The sequence below is a fragment of the Streptomyces galbus genome (assembly GCF_005280195.1).
Lineage (GTDB): Bacteria > Actinomycetota > Actinomycetes > Streptomycetales > Streptomycetaceae > Streptomyces > Streptomyces galbus.
In genome coordinates this window covers 263,530-287,820 of sequence record NZ_SZPR01000011.1, presented here as the reverse complement: position 1 = coordinate 287,820, position 24,291 = coordinate 263,530, and the positions used below count along the sequence as shown (strand labels likewise).

The 24,291-nt window shown below is 72.2% G+C and carries 19 protein-coding genes; 1 reads left to right on the top strand and 18 read right to left on the bottom strand.

Features of this window, described 5'->3' with window-relative positions; all coding sequences use genetic code 11:
- Positions 1–34: 34 nt before the first annotated feature.
- On the bottom strand, positions 35–664 hold the full coding sequence (gene lspA / locus E4U92_RS12355; RefSeq protein WP_137300378.1) for a signal peptidase II: 630 nt from the start codon (positions 662–664) through the stop codon (positions 35–37).
- Between the two features lie 74 nt (positions 665–738).
- Positions 739–1,986, bottom strand: a complete 1,248-nt coding sequence (locus E4U92_RS12350; RefSeq protein ID WP_137300377.1) for a TraR/DksA family transcriptional regulator — start codon at positions 1,984–1,986, stop codon at positions 739–741.
- A gap of 579 nt (positions 1,987–2,565) precedes the next feature.
- Here E4U92_RS12350 and ileS point away from each other — a divergent pair.
- Positions 2,566–5,718, top strand: coding sequence for an isoleucine--tRNA ligase (gene ileS / locus E4U92_RS12340; RefSeq protein ID WP_137300376.1), 3,153 nt, complete (start codon positions 2,566–2,568; stop codon positions 5,716–5,718).
- Between the two features lie 198 nt (positions 5,719–5,916).
- Here ileS and E4U92_RS12335 read toward each other — a convergent pair whose 3' ends face one another.
- The 16 genes from E4U92_RS12335 to rsmH all read right to left on the bottom strand — a co-directional run bounded on the left by E4U92_RS12335 (position 5,917) and on the right by rsmH (position 23,865).
- The gene (locus E4U92_RS12335) at positions 5,917–7,035 is read right to left on the bottom strand and encodes a DivIVA domain-containing protein (protein ID WP_137300375.1); all 1,119 of its coding nucleotides are present in this window, start codon (positions 7,033–7,035) and stop codon (positions 5,917–5,919) included.
- A 53-nt stretch (positions 7,036–7,088) separates the two neighbouring features.
- Entirely contained in the window at positions 7,089–7,373 is a 285-nt protein-coding gene (locus E4U92_RS12330; protein WP_055633825.1) for a YggT family protein, read from the bottom strand.
- Between the two features lie 62 nt (positions 7,374–7,435).
- A complete protein-coding gene (locus E4U92_RS12325) occupies positions 7,436–8,077 on the bottom strand; it encodes a cell division protein SepF (RefSeq protein ID WP_067231862.1) in 642 nt (213 codons plus the stop codon).
- Between the two features lie 129 nt (positions 8,078–8,206).
- Complete coding sequence (locus E4U92_RS12320) at positions 8,207–8,926, bottom strand: YggS family pyridoxal phosphate-dependent enzyme (RefSeq protein ID WP_137300374.1); 720 nt, start codon at positions 8,924–8,926, stop codon at positions 8,207–8,209.
- 6 nt (positions 8,927–8,932) lie between these two features.
- Positions 8,933–9,661 carry a peptidoglycan editing factor PgeF gene (pgeF, locus tag E4U92_RS12315; protein WP_137300373.1) on the bottom strand — a complete coding sequence of 243 codons (729 nt, stop codon included), beginning with the start codon at positions 9,659–9,661 and terminating at the stop codon, positions 8,933–8,935.
- Between the two features lie 10 nt (positions 9,662–9,671).
- On the bottom strand, positions 9,672–10,901 hold the full coding sequence (ftsZ, locus tag E4U92_RS12310) for a cell division protein FtsZ (protein ID WP_137300372.1): 1,230 nt from the start codon (positions 10,899–10,901) through the stop codon (positions 9,672–9,674).
- Positions 10,902–11,179: 278 nt separating this feature from the next.
- On the bottom strand, positions 11,180–11,989 hold the full coding sequence (locus E4U92_RS12305) for a cell division protein FtsQ/DivIB (protein ID WP_137300371.1): 810 nt from the start codon (positions 11,987–11,989) through the stop codon (positions 11,180–11,182).
- Between the two features lie 25 nt (positions 11,990–12,014).
- On the bottom strand, positions 12,015–13,112 hold the full coding sequence (gene murG / locus E4U92_RS12300; RefSeq protein ID WP_137300370.1) for an undecaprenyldiphospho-muramoylpentapeptide beta-N-acetylglucosaminyltransferase: 1,098 nt from the start codon (positions 13,110–13,112) through the stop codon (positions 12,015–12,017).
- A gap of 6 nt (positions 13,113–13,118) precedes the next feature.
- Entirely contained in the window at positions 13,119–14,483 is a 1,365-nt protein-coding gene (gene ftsW / locus E4U92_RS12295) for a putative lipid II flippase FtsW (protein ID WP_137300369.1), read from the bottom strand.
- A 102-nt stretch (positions 14,484–14,585) separates the two neighbouring features.
- Positions 14,586–16,022: a UDP-N-acetylmuramoyl-L-alanine--D-glutamate ligase gene (gene murD, locus E4U92_RS12290; protein ID WP_137300368.1), complete on the bottom strand. Its 1,437-nt coding sequence runs from the start codon at positions 16,020–16,022 to the stop codon at positions 14,586–14,588.
- A complete protein-coding gene (gene mraY, locus E4U92_RS12285; RefSeq protein WP_137300518.1) occupies positions 16,004–17,074 on the bottom strand; it encodes a phospho-N-acetylmuramoyl-pentapeptide-transferase in 1,071 nt (356 codons plus the stop codon). The genes murD and mraY overlap by 19 nt, the downstream gene beginning before the upstream one ends.
- The gene (locus tag E4U92_RS12280; RefSeq protein ID WP_137300367.1) at positions 17,074–18,489 is read right to left on the bottom strand and encodes a UDP-N-acetylmuramoyl-tripeptide--D-alanyl-D-alanine ligase; all 1,416 of its coding nucleotides are present in this window, start codon (positions 18,487–18,489) and stop codon (positions 17,074–17,076) included. Before E4U92_RS12280 ends, mraY begins: the two co-directional genes overlap by 1 nt.
- Before the next feature lie 4 nt (positions 18,490–18,493).
- On the bottom strand, positions 18,494–20,149 hold the full coding sequence (locus E4U92_RS12275) for a UDP-N-acetylmuramoyl-L-alanyl-D-glutamate--2,6-diaminopimelate ligase (RefSeq protein ID WP_174863814.1): 1,656 nt from the start codon (positions 20,147–20,149) through the stop codon (positions 18,494–18,496).
- 81 nt (positions 20,150–20,230) lie between these two features.
- Entirely contained in the window at positions 20,231–22,201 is a 1,971-nt protein-coding gene (locus E4U92_RS12270) for a peptidoglycan D,D-transpeptidase FtsI family protein (RefSeq protein ID WP_137300365.1), read from the bottom strand.
- A complete protein-coding gene (gene ftsL / locus E4U92_RS12265; protein ID WP_137300364.1) occupies positions 22,198–22,890 on the bottom strand; it encodes a cell division protein FtsL in 693 nt (230 codons plus the stop codon). The genes E4U92_RS12270 and ftsL overlap by 4 nt, the downstream gene beginning before the upstream one ends.
- Before the next feature lie 18 nt (positions 22,891–22,908).
- Positions 22,909–23,865: a 16S rRNA (cytosine(1402)-N(4))-methyltransferase RsmH gene (gene rsmH / locus E4U92_RS12260; RefSeq protein ID WP_137300363.1), complete on the bottom strand. Its 957-nt coding sequence runs from the start codon at positions 23,863–23,865 to the stop codon at positions 22,909–22,911.
- Positions 23,866–24,291: the final 426 nt, after the last annotated feature.

Below are 24,291 nucleotides of genomic sequence, written 5' to 3'. Positions count from 1 at the left end.
CTCGGTGCTCCGGCGGCCGTACCGTCGGGGTTACTCAGTCCTTGTGGACGGTCCCGTCCGGGTCGAGGCCCCGGAAGGACAGCAGCACGATCAGGATGCCGCCGCACACGATCGCCGAGTCGGCCAGGTTGAACACGGCGAAGTGCTTGGGCGCGATGAAGTCCACGACCGCGCCCTCGAACACGCCGGGCGAGCGGAAGATCCGGTCGGTGAGGTTGCCGAGGGCCCCGCCGAGCAGCAGGCCGAGCGCGATCGCCCAGGGCAGGCTGTACAGCTTGCGGGCGAGCCGGGCGATGACCACGATCACCGCGGCGGCGATCACGGTGAAGATCACCGTGAAGGCCTCGCCGAAGCCGAAGGCGGCCCCGGCGTTGCGGATCGCCTCGAACTTCAGCCAGTCGCCGACGATCTCGATGGGGCGGTGGTGCTCCAGCTTGGCGACCACGAGCATCTTGCTGGCGAGGTCGAGCGCGTAGGCGAACGCGGCGACCGCGAACAGCACGGCGATCCGCCGGCTGCGGGGGCGGGCGGCGGAGGCGTCGGACGCGGTGTCCGCACGCCCCGCGCCGTCCGCACGGTCCGTGCCGCTCGCGTCGGGCTGCTCCGGCCCGGGCCCCGCCCCGGGGGTGTCCGGCGTACCGATGATCCGCTCCGCCTCTGCCACGTGAGTCCCTCAAGCTAGGTACCTGACTGAGGACGAGGGTACGGCACGCCCTCCCCGCCGGCCTGCCGGGTTCCCTACCGGCGTTCCTGCTTCTGCTTGCACTCCACGCACAGGGTCGCGCGCGGGAACGCCTGCATGCGGGCCTTGCCGATGGGGTCGCCGCAGTTCTCGCACAGGCCGTACGTGCCCGCGTCGAGCCGCTCCAGGGCGTGCTCCGTCTGCTCCAGCATCTCGCGCGCGTTGGCGGCGAGCGCCAGCTCGTGCTCCCGGGTGATGTTCTTGGTCCCGGTGTCCGCCTGGTCGTCGCCGGCGCCGTCGCCCGAGTCGCGCATCAGGCCGGCGAGCGCCGCCTCCGACGAGGCGAGCTCGGCGCGCAGCCGGTCCTTCTCGCCGGTCAGCTCGGTGCGGGCCTCCTCGACCTCCTCCGGCGTCCAGGGCTCCTCGCCGGGGCGCACCGCGAGGTCGCCGGGCTCGGCCGCCCCGATCCTCGCCTTGGGTACGGCGGTCTTCGCCGCCGTGGCCGTGCCTGGAGTCTTCTTCGCAACCACCGTCGTGGCTCCCGTCTGCTCCGCGGCCGAGGCCGCGCCCGCCTTCTTGGCCCTGCTCTTCCCCCGGGCACCCGACACCGCCCCGGCCCCGGCAGCCTTCCCCCCGCGGCCCCCCTTCACGTTCCCGCTCCCCGCGCTCTTCTTCCCCGTCCCGTTCCCCGTCACGTTCCCCGTCACGGCCTCCTCACCGACGGCCGGGTCCGCACCGCCGGCCGGCGCCTTCTCGGCCGCCGCGGCCGACTTCCTGGCACCGGCCGCCTTCTTCGCGGCCCGCGTCCCCGCCGTCGCGGCGGTGCCCTTCCCAGCGGAGGCGGTCTTCGCGGCCGCCCCGGTTCCGGGCGCCGCCGCGGTCTTCTTCGCGGTCGCCTCCCCCGCGGCCCCCTTCCGGGACGCCGCTCCCGTACCCGCCCCGCTCTTCGCCGAGGCCGTCCTCGCCGTGGCCCTGCGTCCGGCCGTACCGGTGCCCGAGGCCGCTGCGGTCGCGCCCGTGTTCTTCCCGGTGGCCGCGTTCTTCCCGGTGGCCGCGTTCTGCCCGGTGGCCGCCTTCTTCGCGGGTGCGCCTCCGGACGTCGTCTCCGATCCCCGCTCGGGGCCCGCACCGGCCGCGGTCCTCGTCCGTACCCGCTTCACCGCCCCCGTCGCCTCGGCCGCCCGCGCGCCACGAGCCCGTCCCGAGGCCCCTCCGCCGACCCCCTCGGCCACCCCGGCGGAGGTGTCCGGGTTCCGGGACCTGCCCGGCGCCGACTGCTGTACGGCGGTCTTCTTCGCCACCATGGCCGCGGCCCCTTCACATATTGTGATCTTGCGCGCGTATCGTGCTGGGACGATAAATCGACTTGAGTCCCGCGGCAACGGGGCACACCGCCCGATTCGCCCGCCCCGCGCACGCCGCGCGGTGAGCCTGCCTGCGTTGTGCCCGGCTCCCCGCCCGGTAATCCGCCGCACGGGCCGCCCCCGCGAGCGCCCCCGCACCCGCCCGGCACCCCCTCGCCGTTCGGGTCACCCCCGCCCCGGCAATCCGGTCGGCCGCCGCCCCCGCCGCGCCGTACACTGGGCGGAGCGAGAAGCGTGGATGGGGACGAGTAGCGGCGTACGCAGCCCAGAGCGACCCGGGGACGGTGGGAGCCCGGGGGCGAGCGCGACGTGAAGATCACCCCGGAGCCGCCGGAAGAAAGCCGCCGCAGCGGTCAGTAGAACCGGCATCGCGAGCCCAATGAGGGGGCTCACCGGCGCGTACGGCGCACCGGGGGCCAAGGAGGGTGGTACCGCGGGAGCCCGCCGAACCGGCGTACGAGCAGGACACGGCTCTCGTCCCTCCGACGGAAGGCAGCACGTCCGCCGGAGGAAAGCGCGTTGAACACGCAGCCGCAGTACCGCCAGGTGCCCGCCCAGGTCGACCTGCCCGCGCTCGAACACGCGGTGCTCGACTTCTGGCGCGAGCAGAAGATCTTCGCGAAGAGCCTGGACCAGTCCCAGGGCCGCCCCGAATGGGTGTTCTACGAGGGCCCGCCCACCGCCAACGGCATGCCCGGCGCCCACCACATCGAGGCGCGCGTCTTCAAGGACGTCTTCCCGCGCTTCCGCACCATGCGCGGCTACCACGTGGCCCGCAAGGCCGGCTGGGACTGCCACGGCCTGCCGGTCGAGCTGGCGGTGGAGAAGGAACTCGGCTTCAGCGGCAAGAAGGACATCGAGGCGTACGGCATCGCCGCGTTCAACTACAAGTGCCGTGAGTCGGTCCTGCGCCACACGGACGCCTTCGCCGAGCTGACGACCCGCATGGGCTATTGGGTCGACCTCGACGAGGCGTACGTCACGATGGAGCCCGAGTACATCGAGTCCGTCTGGTGGTCCCTGAAGGAGATCTTCAACAAGGGCTTGCTCGTCCAGGACCACCGCGTCGCCCCCTGGTGCCCGCGCTGCGGCACCGGCCTGTCGGACCACGAGCTGGCCCAGGGCTACGAGACGGTCGTCGACCCCTCCGTCTACGTCCGCTTCCCCCTCACCTCCGGCCCGCTCGCCGGCCGCGCCGCCCTGCTGGTGTGGACGACGACCCCCTGGACCCTGGTGTCCAACACCGCGGTCGCCGCGCACCCCGACGTCACCTACGTCGTCGCGACCGACGGCCGGGAGCGGCTGGTCGTGGCCGAGCCGCTGCTCGCCAAGGCGCTCGGCGAGGGCTGGGAGCCCACCGGGGAGACCTTCACCGGCGCCGAGATGGAGCGCTGGACCTACCAGCGCCCGTTCGAGCTGGTGGAGTTCCCCGAGGGCACCGAGGCCCACTACGTGGTGAACGCCGAGTACGTCACCACCGAGGACGGCACGGGTCTGGTCCACCAGTCCCCCGCCTTCGGCGAGGACGACCTCAAGGTCTGCCGCGCCTACGGCCTGCCCGTCGTCAACCCCGTCCGCCCGGACGGCACCTTCGGCGAGGAGGTCCCGCTGGTCGGCGGCGTCTTCTTCAAGAAGGCCGACGAGAAGCTCACCGAGGACCTCGCCGAGCGCGGCCTGCTCTTCCGGCACCTGCCGTACGAGCACAGCTACCCGCACTGCTGGCGCTGCCACACCGCGCTCCTCTACTACGCGCAGCCGTCCTGGTACATCCGCACCACGGCCGTCAAGGACCGGCTGATCGAGGAGAACGAGAAGACCAACTGGTTCCCCGACACGGTCAAGCACGGCCGGTACGGCGACTGGCTGAACAACAACATCGACTGGGCGCTGTCCCGCAACCGTTACTGGGGCACGCCGCTGCCCATCTGGCGCTGCGAGGACGACCACCTCACCTGCGTGGGCTCGCGCGCGGAGCTGACCGAGCTGACCGGCAGCGACCAGTCGGAGCTGGACCCGCACCGCCCGTTCATCGACGACGTCACCTTCGCCTGCCCGCAGGACGGCTGCGGCCGCACGGCCACGCGCGTGCCGGAGGTCATCGACGCCTGGTACGACTCGGGTTCGATGCCGTTCGCGCAGTGGGGCTACCCGTACAAGAACAAGGAGCTGTTCGAGAGCCGCTACCCGGCGCAGTTCATCTCCGAGGCGATCGACCAGACCCGCGGCTGGTTCTACACGCTGATGGCGGTCGGCACCCTCGTCTTCGACAAGTCGTCGTACGAGAACGTCGTGTGCCTGGGCCACATCCTCGCCGAGGACGGCCGCAAGATGTCCAAGCACCTGGGCAACATCCTGCAGCCGATCCCGCTCATGGACCAGCACGGCGCGGACGCGGTGCGCTGGTTCATGGCGGCCGGCGGCTCCCCGTGGGCGGCCCGCCGCGTCGGCCACGGCACGATCCAGGAGGTCGTCCGCAAGACCCTGCTGACGTACTGGAACACGGTGGCCTTCCAGGCGCTGTACGCCCGTACGTCCGGGTGGGCCCCCTCCGCGGCCGACCCTGCCCCGGCCGACCGCCCGCTGCTGGACCGCTGGCTGCTGTCCGAGCTGCACGCGCTGACCGACCAGGTCACCCGGTCCCTAGAGTCCTACGACACCCAGCGCGCCGGCAAGCTGCTCTCGGCGTTCGTCGACGACCTGTCCAACTGGTACGTGCGGCGCTCGCGGCGCCGGTTCTGGCAGGGCGACAAGGCCGCGCTGCGCACGCTGCACGAGGTCGTGGAGACGGTCACCAAGCTGATGGCCCCGCTGACCCCGTTCATCACCGAGCGGGTCTGGCAGGACCTGGTCGTCCCGGTCACCCCTGACGCCCCGGAGTCGGTGCACCTGTCCTCGTGGCCGGAGGCCGACCTGTCGGCGATCGACCCGGAGCTGTCGAAGCAGATGGTGCTGGTGCGGCGGCTGGTGGAGCTGGGCCGTGCCACGCGCGCCGAGTCCGGCGTCAAGACGCGTCAGCCGCTGCGGCGGGCGCTCATCGCGGCGACCGGCTTCGACGCGCTCTCCCCGGAGCTGCACGCCCAGATCACCGAGGAGCTGAACGTCGAGTCGCTGGCGTCGCTGAGCGAGGTCGGCGGGTCCCTGGTCGACACGACCGCCAAGGCCAACTTCCGGGCGCTGGGCAAGCGGTTCGGCAAGCGGGTGCAGGACGTGGCCCGGGCGGTCGCCGCGGCGGACGCGGCCGCGCTGTCCCTGGCGCTGCGCGAGGGCACGGCGTCGGTCGAGGTCGACGGCGAGACGGTGACGCTGGCCCCGGACGAGGTCATCATCACCGAGACGCCCCGCGAAGGCTGGTCGGTGGCGTCCGACTCCGGCGCCACGGTCGCCCTGGACCTGGAGATCACCGAGGAGCTGCGCCGGGCGGGGCTCGCCCGGGACGCGATCCGGCTGATCCAGGAGGCCCGCAAGAACAGCGGGCTGGACGTGGCCGACCGCATCGCGCTGCGCTGGACGGCGACCGACCCGGCGACGATCGACGCGCTCAGCCGGCACGGTGGGCTGATCGCGGACGAGGTCCTGGCGACGGACTTCGCCCAGGGCGAGGCGGACGACACCTACGGTGCGCCCTTCACGGACGAGGGCCTGTCCCTGACGTTCCGCCTGCGCAAGGCGTAACGCGCGGGCCGCGCCCGTGCCGCACGGCGGTCGCCCCTCGGGGGCGGCCGCCGTTGCGCTGTCCGGCACCGGGCACCCCGGCCGTGGCCCGTCGGTGCCCGGCCCTCCGCAACACGCGTAAAAGGGGCGGGGCCCCGGATCGGAATCCGGGGCCCCGCCCCTCGAACGCTGCCGACGCCTAAGGCGTACGAGCGGCCGTCAGTTGTCGTCCTCGTCGATCAGGAAACCACGCATCGGCGAGGGCGCCTGGCCCATCGGCGACGGACCCTGCGGGCGGACCGGAGCCATGGGCTGGGTCATCGCCGGGGACATCTGCTGCTGGCCGCCGTAGGACGGACCCGCGGGGCTCGGACCGCCGCCCATGCCCTGGTTGCCGCCGTAGGACGGGGCGCTCGCGCCGGCCGGGGCCATCGAGGGCGCCGGGGACGGCGGCAGGGAGGCCGTGGCCGGGGTGCGCGGCGGGGCGAGGGAGTCGTCGGCCTGGGTCTCCAGCTGACGCAGCTGGGACTCGAGGTACGACTTCAGCCGCGTGCGGTACTCGCGCTCGAAGCCGCGCAGGTCCTCGACCTTGCGCTCCAGCGTGGCGCGGGCGGACTCCAGGGAGCCCATCGCGACGCGGTGCTTCTCCTGCGCGTCCCGCTCCAGGGCGTCGGCCTTGGCACGGGCGTCACGCTCGAGACCCTCGGCACGCGAACGCGCCTCGCCGACGATCTTGTTGGCCTCGGAACGGGCCTCGGCGATCGCCTGGTCGGCGGTCTGCTGGGCCAGCGACAGGACGCGCGCGGCGCTGTCGCCGCCGGGACCCTGGCCGGGGCCGCCCATCGGACCGCCCATCTGCTGCATGGGCGGCTGACCGCCCATCGGGCCCTGACCCATGGGGCCCTGGCCCATCGGACCCTGGCCCATGGGGCCGGGACCCTGCTGACCGCCCTGGCCACCGGGGCCGGCGGGCAGCTGCGGGGCACCGCTCGGCAGCTGGGGCGGACCACCCATGGGGCCACCCATCTGCTGCTGCGGCGGGCCCGATATCCCGGCGGGCACCGGAGCGCCGGGGCCTCGCATCCCCTGCTGGGGAGGCATGCCCTGCTGCTGCTGGTCCTGCTGCTCCGGCGGCTTGCGCATGTTCTGCTGGTTCTGGGCAGCAGCACGCGTCGCGGCGGCCAGTTTGGCGCGCAGGTCCTCGTTCTCGCGGAGCAGCCGGGTCAGTTCGGCTTCGACCTCGTCGAGGAAGGCATCGACCTCGTCCTCGTCATAGCCTTCTCGGAGGCGGACGGTCGTGAACTGCTTGTTCCGCACGTCCTCGGGGGTCAACGGCATCTCTTCACCTCAACGTAGTCGTCGGCATTCGGCAAGACGGTAGTTCACATCGCTCACAGCCGGCTCACGATCGAGATCAGGATGTAGACGATGATCATCAGTACGAAGAAGGACAGGTCGAGCGCCACGCCCCCGAGACGCAGCGGCGGGATGACCCGCCGCAGAAGCTTGAGCGGTGGATCGGTGACAGTGTAGGTGGCCTCCAGAACGACCACCATCGCCTTGCCGGGCTGCCATGAGCGGGCGAACTGGAAGACGTAGTCCATGACCAACCGGAAGATGAGCACGATGAGAAACACCATCAGCGCGATGTAGACGACATCCAGGACCACGCCCATGTTCGGTGCTTCCCTCTCCCCTGTTTTCCGTGCTGCGTACTGCTGTTTTCCGGTCGTGCGTCTCAGCTCTGGTTGAAGAACCCGCCCTCTGCGATGCGGGCCTTGTCCTCCGCCGTGACATCGACGTTAGCAGGCGACAACAGGAACACCTTCTGCGTCACCCGCTCGATGCTGCCGTGAAGACCAAACACCAAACCGGCCGCAAAGTCGACAAGTCGCTTCGCGTCTGTGTCATCCATCTCAGTCAGATTCATGATCACCGGGGTGCCCTCACGGAAGTGTTCCCCGATGGTACGGGCCTCGTTGTAGGTCCGCGGGTGAAGTGTGGTGATCCGGTACGGCTCTCGTTCCGACACGACCTTGGGCATGATCACCGGTGCGTTCTTCTCCAGGGACTGGCGTTCTTGTGTGATGGATGCCACGGGGGCGATCCGCGCCGGACGACCCGATTCCGCGGGAAGCGAAGTCGAGCGGGCCACCGGCTCGCGGGGCGCGGGCGGTTGTACGATTCGCACCTCTTCGTCCCGTTGGGACTGGTGTGCGGAGTGTGACGGGTGGGACGGCTCGTGCCGTCGGTGGTCGCGCTCCGGCTCGGGGTCGAGCTCGGGCTCGAAGTCGTCATCGGGGTCGAACCCCCGGCCGTCGTACCCATCGTCCTCCACGAGGCCGAGGTAGACCGCCATCTTGCGCATCGCGCCGGCCATGCTCTGAGTCCTCCGCTCTGTGGTGGATCGGCTGACGACTGCCAAGTCCCGCGATCCACGTGGTCCTTCTGCCCCGCCCTGTGGCGGAAATGACCATATTTTCTGCTGTGGTCCGACTTCCTGGCGACGTTACCCGAGCCTGGGGCGGACTCCGAGTACCGCCGTACCGACGCGTACATGTGTCGCCCCGGCCGCCACGGCCTGCTCGAGGTCCGCACTCATCCCTGCCGAGACCATGGTTGCAGCCGGATGGGCTCGGCGCACTGAGGTCGACAATTCCATCAACCGCCCGAACGCCGCCTGTTGCCGTCCGGCATACTCTCCGGTCAACGGTGCGACGGTCATCAGCCCGTCGAGCCGCAGTCCCGGGGAGTCGGCGACGAGACGGGCCAACTCCTCGACACCGTCCGGCGAGACCCCGCCCCGCTCGCCGCGCCCGCTCACCCCGGCGTCGAGCGCGACCTGGATCAGGCAGCCGAGCTCGCGCTCCCGGCGCACCGCCTCCTTCGACAGGGCCGTGACCAGCCGGGACCGGTCGACGGACTGCACGGTGTGGGCGTAACCGACCACGGAGCGCACCTTGTTGGTCTGGAGCTGACCGACGAAGTGCCACGACAGGGGCAGATCCGCGCACGCGGCGGCCTTCGGTGCCGCGTCCTGGTCGCGGTTCTCGGCGACGTGCCGCACCCCGAGCTCCGCCAGGATGCGCACGTCGCTCGCCGGGTAGGTCTTGGTGACCACGATCAGGGTCACCTCCTCGCGCTTGCGCCCGGCGGCCTCGCACGCGGCGGCGATGCGCCGCTCCACCTTCGCCAGGTTCCCGGCGAGTTCGTCCCTACGCTCCGTCATGTTCTCTCAGTCCAGCCAGACATATCCCGCGAGTCGCCCGGTGGCGCGGTCGCGGCGGTACGAGAAGTGATCCACCGACTCCAGGGTGCACACCGGCGACTGCTCCCGGTCGCGCACCCCGGCGCGCGCGAGCTGGGCGTGCACTCCGGCGGCGACGTCCACCGCGGGCGTGCCCCAACTGGTCTCGGCGTGCGCCGCCGGCTCCACGGCGGCGACCTCGGTGCGCATCGCCTCGGGCACCTCGTAGCACCGGCCGCAGACCGCGGGTCCGGTGCGGGCGACGATCCGGGCCGGGTCGGCGCCCAGCGCCCGCATCGCGTCGAGGGCGGCGGGCACGATCCCCTGGACCATTCCCGGCCGGCCGGCGTGCGCGGCGGCGACCACGCCGGCGACGGGGTCGGCCAGCAGGACCGGCACGCAGTCGGCGGTGAGCACGGCGAGGGCGAGCCCCCGGGCCGCGGTCACCAGGCCGTCCACCTCCGGCACCGGCCGGGTCCCCCACGGTGCGTCGACCTCGGCGACGTCGCGGCCGTGCACCTGGTTCATCCAGACCACCCGGTCCGGGTCCAGGCCGAGCGCCTTGGCCGCCAGCTCCCGGTTGGTCCGCACGGCGGCGGGGTCGTCGCCGACCGCGCCGCCGAGGTTGAGCTCCGCATACGGAGCGGCGCTCACCCCGCCCCACCGGTCGGTGAAGGCGAAGTGCGCGCCGCTCAGGTTCTCGCGCTGTGCTGTCACGTCAGAAGGATCACTTGAGGAAGTCCGGGACGTCCAGTTCCTCGGCCGCGCTGTCGGCGTAGGTCCGCGACGGCGGCACCGGCGGGGCGACCGGGAGGTCGGCGGCCGGCTCGGGCTCGGGCGCGGGCTCCGGCTCCTCCTTCGGCGTCACGCTGCCGAGCGAGCCGAAGCTCGGCCGGGACTCGGGCTGCCGGACCGGCGTGGGCTCCTCGCGGCGGGCCGCCGGGGAGGGCGCCGAGACCGACGAGGACCCGGACGACGAGCCGAGGACGTTGTCCCGGCGGGCCGGGGGCTGGCCCCCGTCGAAGCCGGCCGCGATCACGGTGACCCGCACCTCGTCGCCGAGGGCGTCGTCGATGACCGCGCCGAAGATGATGTTCGCCTCGGGGTGGGCGGCCTCGCTGACGAGCTGGGCGGCCTCGTTGATCTCGAACAGGCCGAGGTCGGAGCCGCCGGAGATGGACAGCAGCACACCGCGGGCGCCGTCGATGGACGCCTCCAGCAGCGGCGAGGAGATCGCCATCTCGGCCGCCGCCACCGCGCGGTCGTCGCCGCGGGCGGAGCCGATGCCCATGAGCGCCGAACCGGCCTCCGACATGACCGACTTGACGTCGGCGAAGTCGAGGTTGATCAGGCCGGGGGTGGTGATCAGGTCGGTGATGCCCTGGACGCCGGAGAGCAGCACCTGGTCGGCCGACTTGAAGGCGTCGAGGACCGAGACCTGGCGGTCCGAGATGGACAGCAGCCGGTCGTTGGGGATGACGATGAGGGTGTCGACCTCTTCGCGGAGTTCGGCGATGCCGTCCTCGGCCTGGTTGGCGCGGCGCCGTCCCTCGAAGGTGAACGGGCGGGTGACCACGCCGATGGTGAGGGCGCCGAGATTGCGCGCGATGTTGGCCACGACGGGGGCTCCGCCGGTGCCGGTGCCGCCGCCTTCACCGGCCGTCACGAAGACCATGTCGGCCCCCTTGAGGACCTCCTCGATCTCCTCGCGGTGATCCTCGGCGGCCTTGCGGCCGACGGCCGGGTTGGCGCCGGCGCCGAGCCCGCGGGTGAGTTCGCGGCCGACGTCGAGCTTGACGTCGGCGTCGCTCATCAACAGCGCCTGCGCGTCGGTGTTGATGGCGATGAACTCGACGCCCTTGAGACCGACCTCGATCATCCGGTTGATGGCATTGACACCACCGCCGCCGACACCGATGACTTTGATGACTGCGAGGTAGTTCTGCGGTGCTGCCACGTCGAAGGCCTCTCGCCTCGAGTTACGTGTCGCCGGTGCGCGGTCGTCCGCGCTCCGCCGACTGATGCCGAATGGGACGGTCCGTTGCGCCGACCCGAACCCTAACGCTGAAGTTTAGGGTTACCAGTGTGTCCGTTCCTTGGAGTCTTCTGAACAGGACACTAAGTCGACAAGTGGCGCCCGTTCAACGAACACGCCGAACCTCCCGTTTTTCTTTTCACCCTATGTGATCAGCCATGTCGCTGCCCAACCAGGGTGCTGGCCTGCGCTGATGTGCGTCAACTCCCCGATGACGCGGGGGCGGTGGGGACGCTGACGTCGAAGTGCCGTGCGTCCGGGGATGCTTTCATGAGAGCGGTGAGCGTACGGGCCTTCGCGGCCCCCTGCTCGGAGCTCCCCCAGGCGACTGTGCGCCCGTCGCCCAACTCCAGGGAGACGGCGTCGAAGGAGCGCACCTTCACGGCCCTGGTGACGCGGGCCACGGCGGCCGGTACGTCCCCGGCGACCCGGACCGCCTCCCGTACGAGCCGGTCCTCGCCGAAGCGGCGCAGGCTGGCCGAGGCGGAGCCGTGCGGGGAGGTGGCCAGTTCCAGCAGCGGCACGCCCTTCGGCGCCCGGGGGACGGTCGCGAACCGCACGCCGTCGTCGTCGACTTCCGTGAAGTGGCCGGCCCTGCGGCCGGTGCCCGCGAGGAGCAGCACCGGCCTGCGCTCGGTGACGTCGAGACGGATGCCGTGCGGCCAGGAGCGCGTCACGTCCACCCGGTCCACACGGGGCAGCGCCCGCCGCACCCGGGCGGCGATGGCGTCGGTGTCCAGGGAGACCATCGGCTGCCCGACGGGCACGTGGGCCGCCTCACGCACCTGCCGGGGCGTCAGCACGTCCGTGCCGGAGACGGCGACCCGTTCCGCCCGCAGCCACGGCGAGCCGTAGAGCAGCCAGGTGCCGCCCGCGCCGAGCACCACCAGGAGGAACGCGAGGATGATGATCGTACGAAGGCGCCGCCGGGCCGCGGCCCGGGCGGGGGGCGGGCCGGACGACTCCTGTCGGCGTGCACCGCGTTCGGCGGTGGAAGTAGGTCCGGCCACGCTCCTGCCCTTTCGTCATGTGCTCCTAGCGCTGTGCACGATGCGCGGCGATCGCCTCGTACACCATGCGGACGAGGAGGTCGTCCGCGTCCCGGCGGCCGAACTCGGCGGCGGCGCGGGACATCTCGTACAGCCGGTGCGGGTCGGCGAGCACGGGCAGGACGTTCTGCCGGACCCACTCCGGGGTCAGCTCCGCGTCGTCGACCAGCAGTCCGCCGCCGGCCTTCACCACCGGCTGGGCGTTCAGCCGCTGTTCGCCGTTGCCGATGGGCAGCGGGACGTAGGCGGCCGGGAGCCCGACGGCGGAGAGTTCGGCGACGGTCATCGCGCCCGCGCGGCACAGCATCATGTCGGCCGCGGCGTACGCGAGGTCCATCCGGTCCAGGTAACTTACCGGGATGTAGGGGGGCATCCCCGGCATCTGCTGCACGTGCGGCAGTTCGTTCTTCGGGCCGACCGCGTGCAGGATCTGGATACCGGCCTGCTGCAGCCAGGGTGCGACCTGCTGGACCACCTCGTTGAGGCGGCGGGCGCCCTGCGAGCCGCCGGAGACCAGCAGCGTGGGCAGGTTGGGGTCCAGGCCGAACAGGTGCCGGGCCTCGGGGCGGGCGGCGGCCCGGTCCAGGGTGGCGATGGAGTGCCGCAGCGGGATCCCGATGTAGCGGGAGTTGCGCAGCTTGCTGTCCGGGGTGGCCACGGCCACCTGGGCGGCGTACCGGGAGCCGATCTTGTTGGCCAGGCCGGGGCGGGCGTTGGCCTCGTGGACCACGATGGGCACGCCGAGGCGCTTGGCGGCCAGGTAGCCGGGCAGCGCGACGTAGCCGCCGAAGCCGACCACGGCGTCCGCCTTGGTGCGCTCCAGGATCTGCTCGGTCGCCTTGATCGTGCCGCGCAGCCGGCCCGGGACGGTGATCAGTTCGGGGGTGGGCTTGCGCGGCAGCGGCACCGCCGGGATCAGCGCCAGCTCGTAGCCCCGCTGCGGGACGAGCTGGGTCTCCAGGCCGCGCTCCGTGCCCAGGGCCGTGATCCCCACGGTCGGATCCTGCCTGCGCAGGGCGTCCGCGAGGGCGAGCGCGGGCTCGATGTGGCCGGCGGTCCCCCCACCGGCGAGTACGACATGCACCGAAATTCACCGCTCTCCGGACGAACGCGCCGCCGAGGCACGCCGTCGCATCGTGTTCCATCTCCGGGGACGTCGATCGGAAAGAGTGCCCCCAGCCCCCCGCTTTCTACCAAAGCGGGGTTGCCGCATCGCAAGCGCCGCCCGCGCAGCGGGCTCGTCACGCGCGAAGGCGATCAGCAGCCCGATGGCGAACATGGTCGGCAGCAGGGCGGACCCCCCGTAGGAGAACAGCGGGAGCGGGACACCGGCGATCGGCAGCAGGCCGAGCACCGCACCGATGTTGATCACGGCCTGCGCCGTGATCCAGGTGGTCACGCCTCCCGCGGCATACCTCACGAAGGGGTCCTCCGTGCGACCGGCCACGCGGATACCCGCATAGCCTAGAGCCGCGAACAGGGCGAGCACCGACAGCGTCCCCGCGAGGCCCAGTTCCTCACCGGTGACGGCGAAGATGAAGTCGGTGTGGGCTTCGGGGAGTTGGCCCCATTTCTCCACACTCGCACCGAGTCCGGAACCGAAGATCCCGCCCGAGGCCAGGGCGTAGATGCCGTGCACGGCCTGCCAGCAGTCGGCGGCGCCGGACTTGGGCTCGGTGGCGCCGATGCAGGCCAGCCGGGCCATCCGGTTGGGGCTCGTCTTGATCAGGATCACACCGAGCACGCCGGCGATCGACAGCACCCCGACGAACAGCCGGGTCGGGGCACCGGCCAGCCACAGCAGGCCGAACAGGATCGCGGTGAGGATGATCGCGGTGCCCATGTCGCCGCCGAGCATGATCAGCCCGAGCAGCAGGAAGGCGACCGGGACGAGCGGCACCAGCATGTGCTTCCACTGCGCGAGCAGCCTCTTGTCCTGCTTGCGGGCCAGCAGGTCGGCGCCCCACAGCACCAGGGCGAGCTTGCCGAACTCGCTGGGCTGGATCTGGAAGGAGCCGCCGAGCGAGATCCAGTTCTGGTTGCCGTTGACCGCCATCCCTATCCCCGGCACCTGCACCAGGGCCATCAGGAAGACCGCGCCGGCCAGGATCGGGTAGGCCAGCGCCCGGTGCAGCCGGACCGGCATCCGCGAGGCGACCAGCAGCAGCCCGGCGCCGATCGCGGCGGCCAGGAACTGCTTGCGGAAGAAGAACGACCCCGGCAACGACATCTGCAGCGCGGTGATCTGGGAGGCCGAGTAGACCATCACCAGCCCCAGCACGGTGATCAGCAGACTGCCGCCGAGGATCAGGTAGTAGGCGGTCAGCGGCCGGTCCCAGGCCCGGCGGGCGCGGGTGTACGTCCGCAGCACGGGGTTCTCGCGCGGCGCCCGCGGGGCGGCGGGCCGCCGCACGGCCCGCTGGACGGGCGGCCCTCCGGTACGGCTACCGGCCATCGGCGCTCACCGCCCGGGTACCCGAGCCGGCTGGTCCCAGCGACATCCGAGTCACGCGTCCCTCCATGGGTCCCGAGCGACTGTCGCGGCCGAGACCCGCCGTCAGGCGCCCGCGCCGAGTTCGCGGACCGCCTCCGCGAACGCGTCACCGCGCTTGTTGTAGTTGGCGAACATGTCCATGGAGGCACAGGCCGGGGCCAGCAGCACCGTGTCGCCGGGCTGCGCCAGCCGTGCGGCCTCCTGGACGGCCTGGAGCATCGCCCCAGTGTCCGTCCGGTCGAGGTCCACCACGGGGACTTCGGGGGCGTGTCGCGCGAGCGCCTCCCGGATCAGCGCCCGGTCGGCGCCGATGAGGACGACGCCGCGCAGCCGCCCGGCGGAGCGCGCGACCAGTTCGTCGAAGGTGGCGCCCTTGGCGAGACCGCCCGCGATCCACACGATCGACCCGTACGCGGCCAACGAGGCTTCGGCCGCGTGCGTGTTGGTGGCCTTGGAGTCGTCGACGTACGCGACACCGTGCACGTCCGCGACGTGGGCGATGCGGTGGGCGTCCGGGGTGAAGGCCCGCAGGCCGTCCCGTACGGCCTGCGGCGGCACCCCGAAGGCGCGGGCGAGGGCCGCCGCGGCAAGGGCGTTGGCGATGTTGTGCGGGGCCGGCGGGTTCACGTCGGACACCTCGGCGAGCTCCTGGGCGCTCTCCCGCCGGTTCTCCACGAACGCGCGGTCGACCAGGATGCCCTCCACCACGCCGAGTTGGGAGGGGCCGGGGGTGCCGAGGGTGAAGCCCACGGCCCGGCAGCCCTCCTCGACGTCGGCCTCGCGCACCAGGTCCTCGGTGGCCTTGTCGGCCACGTTGTAGACGCAGGCGACCTGGTTGCCCTCGTAGACGCGGCCCTTGTCGCGGGCGTACGCCTCCATGGAACCGTGCCAGTCGAGGTGGTCCGGGGCGAGGTTGAGCACCGCCGCGGAGTGGGCGCGCAGCGAGGGCGCCCAGTGGAGCTGGTAGCTGGACAGCTCCACCGCGAGGACGTCGTACGGCTCGTCGCCGAGGACCGCGTCGAGCAGCGAGACGCCGATGTTGCCGACGGCCGCGGTGCGCAGGCCGGCCGCCCGCAGGATCGAGGCCAGCATCTGCGTGGTCGTGGTCTTGCCGTTGGTGCCGGTGACGCACAGCCAGGGCGCCACCGGCTTGCCGGGGACGGTGCCCCGCAGCCGCCAGGCCAGCTCCACGTCGCCCCAGACCGGCACGCCGGCCCGCTCGGCGGCGAGGAACAGCGGCTTGTCGGGCCGCCAGCCGGGCGCGGTGACGACGAGTTCGGTGCCCTCGGGCAGGGTCGCGCCGTCGCCGAGGCGCACGGTGACGCCCAGCGCCTGAAGCTCTGCGGCCTGCTCCCGCGTGCGTGGGTCGTCGCCGTCGTTGACGACGGTGACCCGCGCGCCGAGCCCGTGCAGCACCTTGGCCGCCGGGACGCCGGAGACGCCGAGTCCGGCGACGGTGACGTGCTTGCCCTGCCAGTCGGTCACTTGTCCGCTGCCCATCCCGCGTAGAAGAGGCCCAGTCCGACGATGACGCAGATGCCCTGGATGATCCAGAAGCGGACCACGACCAGGACTTCGGACCAGCCCTTGAGTTCGAAGTGGTGCTGCAGTGGCGCCATCCGGAAGACGCGCTTGCCGGTCAGCCGGAACGAGCCGACCTGGATGACCACCGACATGGTGATCAGGACGAACAGGCCGCCCAGGATGGCGAGCAGTAGCTCGGTGCGGGAGCAGATCGCGAGGCCCGCGAGCACACCGCCGAGCGCGAGCGAACCGGTGTCGCCCATGAAGATCTTGGCCGGCGAGGTGTTCCACCACAGGAAGCCGAGGCAGGCGCCCATCAGGGCGGCCGAGACCACGGCGAGGTCCAGCGGATCGCGCACCTCGTAGCAGGCGTTGGGGTTCGTGAGGGTCTCGCCGTTGGCGCAGGACTCCTGGAACTGCCAGACGCCGATGAAGGTGTAGGCGCCGAAGACGAGGACGGAGGCGCCGGTGGCCAGGCCGTCCAGGCCGTCGGTGAGGTTCACGCCGTTCGACATCGCGAGGATCATGAACAGCGCCCAGACGACGAACAGCACCGGGCCGATGGTCCAGCCGAAGTCGGTGATGAACGACAGCTTGGTGGACGCCGGGGTGTTGCCGCGGGAGTCGGCGAACTGCAGCGACAGCACGGCGAAGGCGATGCCGCCGAGGAGCTGGCCCGCCATCTTCGCCTTGGCCCGCAGGCCCAGCGAGCGCCGCTTGACGATCTTGATGTAGTCGTCGAGGAAGCCGACCAGGCCCATGCCGAACATCAGGCCCAGCACCAGCAGACCGGAGTAGGTCGGCGGGTAGCCGGTGATGAGCTTCGACAGGAAGTAGGCCGCGATCGTGGCCAGGATGAAGGCGATGCCGCCCATCGTCGGCGTACCGCGCTTGCTGGCGTGCTCGCGCGGGCCGTCGTCCCGGATGTACTGGCCGTAGCCCTTGCGCGCGAGCAGCTTGATCAGCAGCGGGGTGCCGATCAGTGTCAGGAACAGACCGATGACACCGGCGAACAGGATCTGCTTCATCATCGGGCGGAAACCTCACCCTCGGCACCGGTCTCGAGCAGCGCCTGCGCGACGCCCTCCAGGCCGACCGAACGGGACGCCTTCACGAGGACGACGTCCCCCGGGCGCAACTCGCTGCGCAACAGGTCGACCGCCGCCTGTGCGTCGGACACGTGCACCGACTCCTCACCCCACGAACCCTCGTTATATGCGCCCAGTTGCAGCCAGGAGGCTTCGATCCCCCCGACCGCGACGAGCTTGCTGACGTTGAGCCGGACGGCGAGCCGTCCGACCGCGTCGTGCTCGGCGAGAGCCTCGTCCCCGAGCTCGGCCATCTTGCCGAGCACCGCCCAGGTGCGCCGTCCCCTGCCCATGGCCACCAGCGCGCGCAGAGCGGCCTTCATGGACTCGGGGTTGGCGTTGTAGGCGTCGTTGACGATGGTCACGCCGTCCGGGCGCTCGGTGACCTCCATGCGCCAGCGGGAGAGGGAGCCCGCCTCGGAGAGCGCGGTGGCGATCTCTTCCGCGGACATGCCCAGCTCATGGGCGACGGCGGCCGCGGCGAGCGCGTTCGACACGTGGTGCTCACCGTACAGGCGCATGGTCACATCGCTTGCACCGGAGGGTGTGTGAAGCCTGAAGGCGGGCTGTCCGCTGTCCGTGAGTCGCACGTTCTCGGCGCGAACGTCCGCTTCGTCGGACTCTCCGAAAAGGACCACCTTCGCCTTCGTACGGGAGGCCATGGCCCGGACCAACGGGTCGTCGGCGTTGAGGACCGCGGTGCCGCCCTCCTCGGCCGGCGGGAGCGACTCCACCAACTCGCCCTTGGCCTGGGCGATCTGCTCCCGGCCGCCGAACTCGCCGATGTGGGCGCTGCCGACGTTGAGGACGAGGCCGATCCGGGGCGGGGTCAGCTCGGTGAGGTAGCGGATGTGGCCGATGCCGCGCGCGCCCATCTCCAGCACCAGGAAACGCGTTTCCTCGGTGGCGGTCAGCGCGGTCAGCGGCAGCCCGATCTCGTTGTTGAGGGAGCCGGGGGTGTAGACGGTGGGCGCCTTGCGCTGCAGCACCTGGGCGATGAGGTCCTTGGTGCTGGTCTTGCCGGCGGACCCGGTGAGGCCGACGAGGGTCGCGCCGAGGTCGGTGACGACGCGGCGGGCGAGGGCGCCGAGTGCCCGCTGGACGTCGTCCACGACGATCGCGGGGACGCCGACCGGGCGTGCGGCCAGGACGGCGACGGCACCGGCCTCGACCACCTGCGCCGCGAAGTCGTGGCCGTCGACGCGTTCGCCGACGAAGGCGACGAAGAGGCTGCCGGGGACCGCCTCGCGGGAGTCCCGGACGACGGGCCCGGTGACCTTCACGGACGGATCCGGTATGTCGTGCGTCTGCCCGCCGACGACTGCTGCGATCTCGGCGAGGGAGAGGGCGATCACAAGTTCATCCCTGGGTCTTCTGGATAGCTTCGCGAAGCACCTGGCGGTCGTCGAACGGACGGACCACCCCGGCGATGTCCTGGCCCTGTTCGTGGCCCTTGCCCGCGACCAGCACGGTGTCCCCGGGCTGCGCGCGGGCCACGGCGGCGGCGATCGCGGCCGCCCGGTCCTCGAACAGCACGACCTCGCCGCGCTCGTGCGCGGGCACGGAGGCCGCGCCCTCGAGCATGGTGGCGAGGATCGCGAGGGGGTCCTCCGAGCGGGGGTTGTCGGAGGTCAGTACGGCGGTGTCGGCGAGCCGCGCGACGGCGGCGCCCATCGGGGCCCGCTTGGTCCGGTCGCGGTCGCCGCCGCAGCCGAGGACGACGTGCAGCCGGCCCTTGGTGACCTTGCGCAGGGCCTTGAGGACCGACTCGACGGCGTCGGTCTTGTGGGCGTAGTCGACGACCGCGAGGTACGGCTGTCCGGCGTCCACCCGCTCCAGGCGGCCCGGTACGCCGGGCACGGCGGCGACGCCGTCGGCGGCGGCCTGCGGGTCGAGCCCGGCGGCGGCGAGGGCGACGATCGCGGCGAGGGTGTTCGCCACGTTGAACGGGCCGGGCAGCGGGGATCTGGCGGTGATCCGCTCGCCCTGCGGGCCCACGACGGTGAACGTCGAGTCCATCGGGCCGATCCGGACGTCCTCGGCGCGCCAGTCGGCGTCCGGGTGCCCCTCGGCGGAGTAGGTGACGACCGGGACGGTCGCCTCCCGGGCCAGCCGGCGGCCGTGGTCGTCGTCGGCGTTGACCACGCCGAGCCTGCTGCGCCGCGGCGTGAAGAGCTGTGCCTTGGCCCGGAAGTAGTCCTCCATGTCGGAGTGGAACTCCATGTGTTCCGGGCTGAGGTTGGTGAAGACGGCGACGTCGAAGACGCAGCCGTCGACCCGGCCGAGGACCAGGGCGTGGCTGGAGACCTCCATGGCGACGGCCTCGACGCCGCGTTCGCGCATGACGGCGAACAGCGCCTGCAGGTCGGTGGCTTCGGGGGTGGTGCGCTCGGACTTGATCCGCTCGTCGCCGATGCGCATCTCGACGGTGCCGATGAGACCGGTGCTGCGCACGGTCTTCAGGCCGCCCTCGACGAGGTAGGCGGTGGTGGTCTTGCCGGAGGTGCCGGTGATGCCGATCTGGAGCAGGTCGCGGCCCGGCCGGCCGTAGATCGTGGCCGCCAGTTCGCCCATCCGTCCGCGCGGGTCGTCGACCACGAGGACCGGCAGGCCGGTCGCGGCGGCGCGTTCGGCGCCGGCCGGGTCGGTGAGCACCGCGGCGGCGCCGAGTCCGGCGGCCTGGGTGACGAAGTCGGCGCCGTGGGCGCGCGCGCCGGGCAGGGCGGCGTACAGGTCGCCGGGGCGCACGGCGCGGGAGTCGTGGGTGATCCCCGTGATCCCGGCGGCGGCGTCGGGCGTGGCGGTACCCAGCTGGTCGGCCAGCTCCGCGAGGGGTGTGGCGGAGAGCCGCTCCGGCCGGGGCAGTCCCGGGTAGGTCACAGGATGCCCCTTCTGGGTGGTTCGGGACTGATCAGCGTGTGGCACGGCGGTGAGCGTACCGGGCGCACCCGCCTGCGGGCGAAGCGAGGCCGCGGGCGGGCGGTGGTTCCCGGGATCGGGAGTGATCATGGTCACGGGCTGGATCCTGGCTGTTCGGCGCTGAACGGAGAGGTCGGTGAGGGCGGGCGAGGGCGGGGAGGGCCGGGCGGCCGGGGGTCAGGGGGCGAAGGAGACCGGCAGGTTCGCGGGCCTGCCGCCGGTCGGCGGGACCTGGAGGGTCTTCAGGGCGAACTCCATCACCTGCTGGTAGATGGGGCCGCAGATCTGGCCGCCGAAGTAGCTGCCCGCGGTGGCGTTCTGGATGGCGCAGTACACCGTGATCCGCGGGTTGTCGGCGGGGGCGAACCCGGCGAACGAGGACGTGTAGCCGCGGTACTTGCCGGTGGCCGGATCCACGCGGTTGGCCGTGCCGGTCTTGCCCGCCACGCGGTAGCCGGGGATGCGGGCCTTGGTGCCGGTGCCCTCCCGGTCGTCCACGACCGACTCCAGCATCTGCGACAGCTCCTTGGCCGTCTTGGCGCTGACCACCCGGGTCTTCTTGGGGGCGGGGGCCGGGGTGAAGTGCCCGTCGGGGCCCTTGGTCCCGCGCACCAGGGTGGGCTGGACCCGGACGCCGCCGTTGGCGATCGTCGAGTAGACGGACGCCGCCTGCAAGGCGTTGATGGACACGCCCTGGCCGAAAGGAATCGTGTACTGCTGCGAGGTGGACCACGTGCCGGGCGGCGCGAGGATGCCCTTGGTCTCGCCGGGGAAGTCGAGGCCGGTGTAGCTGCCGATGCCGAACTTGCGCAGGTACGAGTAGAGGACCTTGTTGGCCTCCGCCTGGGTCTTGCCGAGCTGTCCGGTGGCCAGGATGGTGCCGATGTTCGACGACTTGGCGAGCACGCCGTTGAGCGTGAGGTACCAGGTCGCGTGGTCGACGTCGTCCTGGAAGAGCCGGTCGCCGCGGTGCAGCCGGTTGGGCACCGTGACGTGGGTGAGCGGGGTCGCGGCGTCCTCCTCCAGCACGGCGGCCATCGACATGACCTTGGCGGTGGAGCCGGGCTCGTACGCGTCCTGCAGGGCCGCGTTGCCGAGCGCGGCGGGGTTCGCGGAGGACAGGTCGTTGGGGTCGAAGCCGGGCGAGTTGGCCATGGCGAGGATCTCGCCGGTGCGCGCGTCCTGCACGATGACGTAGCCGCGGTCCGCCTTGGACTTGGCCACCTGCTCGGTGATGGCGTTCTGCGCGGCCCACTGGATGTCCCGGTCGATCGTCAGCTCGACGTCGGCGCCGGGCACGGCGGGCGTCTCGGCGGAGCCCACGGTGGGCACCTGGCGGCCGCCGGACTGGGCGTAGCGGATCTTGCCGTCCTTGCCGGAGAGCGTGCTGTCGAGCTGCTGTTCGACACCGCCGCCGCCCTTGCCCTCGGCGTTGACCCAGCCCAGTATCCCGGCGGCGAGGGTGCCGTTGGGGTACACGCGCTTGGTGCTGGGCACGGAGAAGACGCCCGCGAGGACGTTGACCGTGGAGCGGTCGGTCCCGGCCTTGGCGGCGAGCGCGCTCTTGAGGTCCTTGATCTGCTTCCAGACCTGCGGGGTCTGGCGTCCGGCGAGCTTGGCGTAGCGCGTGTCGGGGTTCTTCGGCCGCAACTTCTTGACCAGGGCGGACTGTTCCTGGCCGAGGATCGGGGCGAGGAGGGCGGCCGCCTGTTCGGGTCCGTCGTCGACCTTGAGCTGCGCGCGGCTGAACATCGTGGGGTCGGCCGTGATGTCGTAGGCGTCCTCGCTGGTGGCGAGGGCGACCCCGGTGCGGTCGGTGATCTCGCCGCGCTCGGCGGCCAGGACCTGTCCGACGTACCGGTTCTGGTCGGCCTTGGCCGCGTAGGTGCTCGCGTCGACGGCCTGCACCTGGAACAGCCTCAGCACGAACGCGGCCAGGACCAGGGTCAGCGCCAGGCCGACCATGCGCAGCCGGGGCCGAGGGCTGCCGAGCTTGATGACGCGCGGGGCGGCCGGGCGGCCCGGCGCGGGGCGGCGGGCGGGCCGGGCGCCGGGGCCCGGGCGGCGCTGCGCGGAGGCGGGGCGGGCGGGGCCGGGCACGCGTCGGCGCGGCGGCTGCCTGCGGGAGGGGTCGACCACTTCCGTCACCTGCCGGGGGTCGGAGTCGGGGACGTGCGGGACAGGGTGTCCGCGCCGGGCACGGGGGCCTGCGCGGGACCGCCGGAGCCGGCCTGACCGGAGTCGGCGGTCCGGCCGGCGGGGTTCTGACCGGTGCCGGTCTGCCCCGTGCCGGTCTGGCCGGTGGTGGCTTGACCGGTGCCGGTCTGCCCCGGACCGGTGCTCTGGCCGTCGTCGGCCGCCCGGCCCGGGTCGTCGGTCGTGACCGGCTCCGGGCTCGGTGAGGTCGCTGCGAGGGTCTGGCCGAGCGTGATGGCCTCCGGGGGCTGTACGTACCCGGAGTCGCCGTCGGCCTGCGCGGCGGGCGAGGGAACGCCCTTCACGGTGCCGTCGGGGTCCAGGAACGCGGGGTCGCCGCCGGGCACCATGCCGAGTTCGCGGGCGCGGTGCTGGAGGGCGTCCGGCGCGGAGTAGGAGTCGATGTCGCGCTGGAGCGCCTGCTCCTCGTCGGTGAGGTTCTTGGTGTCCCGCTGGAGGTCGTCCATCTGGAACGCGCCTTCGCTGAGCGCGGAGTTGAGGACGAGCAGGCCGATCAGTCCACCGCCGAGGAGGAGGACGACGAGCAGGACGAAGGGTGTGCGGGCGGCCTGGCGCGGCCGGCCCGGCAGCAGCCGGGCGAGCCGCGCGGCCCGGCCCTTCAGGCGCGGTTTCCTACTCACTGGCACGGTGCGGATCCCTCACTCGACGTCCTCCCTGATGCGCTCGGCCCCGCGCAGCCGTGCGGGGGCGGCCCGCCGGTTCTCGGCGATCTCTTCCTCGGTGGGAAGTTCGGCACCGCGCGTGAGCAGCTTGAGCCGGGGCTGGTAGCGCTCGGGGACGACGGGCAGTCCGGGCGGGGCGGTGGACGCGGCGCCGGCCGCGAAGACCTGCTTGACCAGCCGGTCCTCCAGCGAGTGGTACGACAGGACGGCGATCCGCCCGCCCACCGCGAGGGACCGCACGGCGGCGGGGATCGCCCGCTCCAGGACGGAGAGTTCGCCGTTGACCTCGATGCGCAGCGCCTGGAAGGTGCGCTTGGCGGGGTTGCCGCCGGTGCGCTTGGCGGCCTGCGGCAGGGCGTCCCGGATCAGCTCGACGAGCCGCGCGCTGGTGGTGAAGGGCTCCTTCTCGCGCTCGCGCACGACGGCCGCGACGATCCGCTTGGCCTGCTTCTCCTCGCCGTACGCGCGCAGGATGCGCACCAGTTCGCCGGGCGGGTAGGTGTTGAGGACCTCGGCGGCGCTCATGCCGGTCGTCTGGTCCATGCGCATGTCGAGCGGGGCGTCCTGGGCGTAGGCGAAGCCGCGGTCGGCCTCGTCGAGTTGCATGGAGGAGACCCCGAGGTCGAACAGCACGCCCTGCACGCGCGCGATGCCGAGCCGCGCCAGCACCTCGGGCAACTCGTCGTAGACGGCGTGGACGAGGGTGGCCCGCTCGCCGTAGGGGGCGAGTCGCTCCCCGGACAGGCGCAGGGCCTCCTTGTCGCGGTCGAGGGCGACCAGGCGGGCCTCGGGGAACCGGGCGAGCAGCGCCTCGCTGTGCCCGCCGAGGCCGAGGGTGCAGTCCACGACCACCGCGCCGGGCTCCTGCAGGGCGGGGGCGAGCAGGTCCAGGCATCGCTGGAGCATCACCGGGACGTGTCGACTGCTGCTCAAGGGGCCCTCTCAGATCCGGCGGGCGGTCCGCACCGCCGGGTCCCCGCCCGCTCCGTGAAGGGAAGGCCCGCCGGCGCCGGGAGGCGTCAGCCGACCGGGAGCGGGAGGAGGCCGAGCCGTACGTACGCGCCGCGCACGCGGGGAGACGCCCGGTCACGCCGGGGCCTCACGGGGGAAGTCAGTCCAGCAGGGAGGACCGTGCCTCCCGCTTCGCTCAACTTTAGTCCACCCTGTCTCGCGGTCAATCAACCGGCCCGCGCGTGGCGGCCGCCGGACGCGGGATGCGCGGCGGCGGGGAAATCCACTCCTCCGGGCGGCCCGGCACCACTCCTGTGGGGTACCTCACAGGACTCGCCGGGTTCACAGGCCCCGCGGTCCGGGACGGGCGGTGGACCTCGCGGCGCGTGCACGCGACGTCCCCCGCGC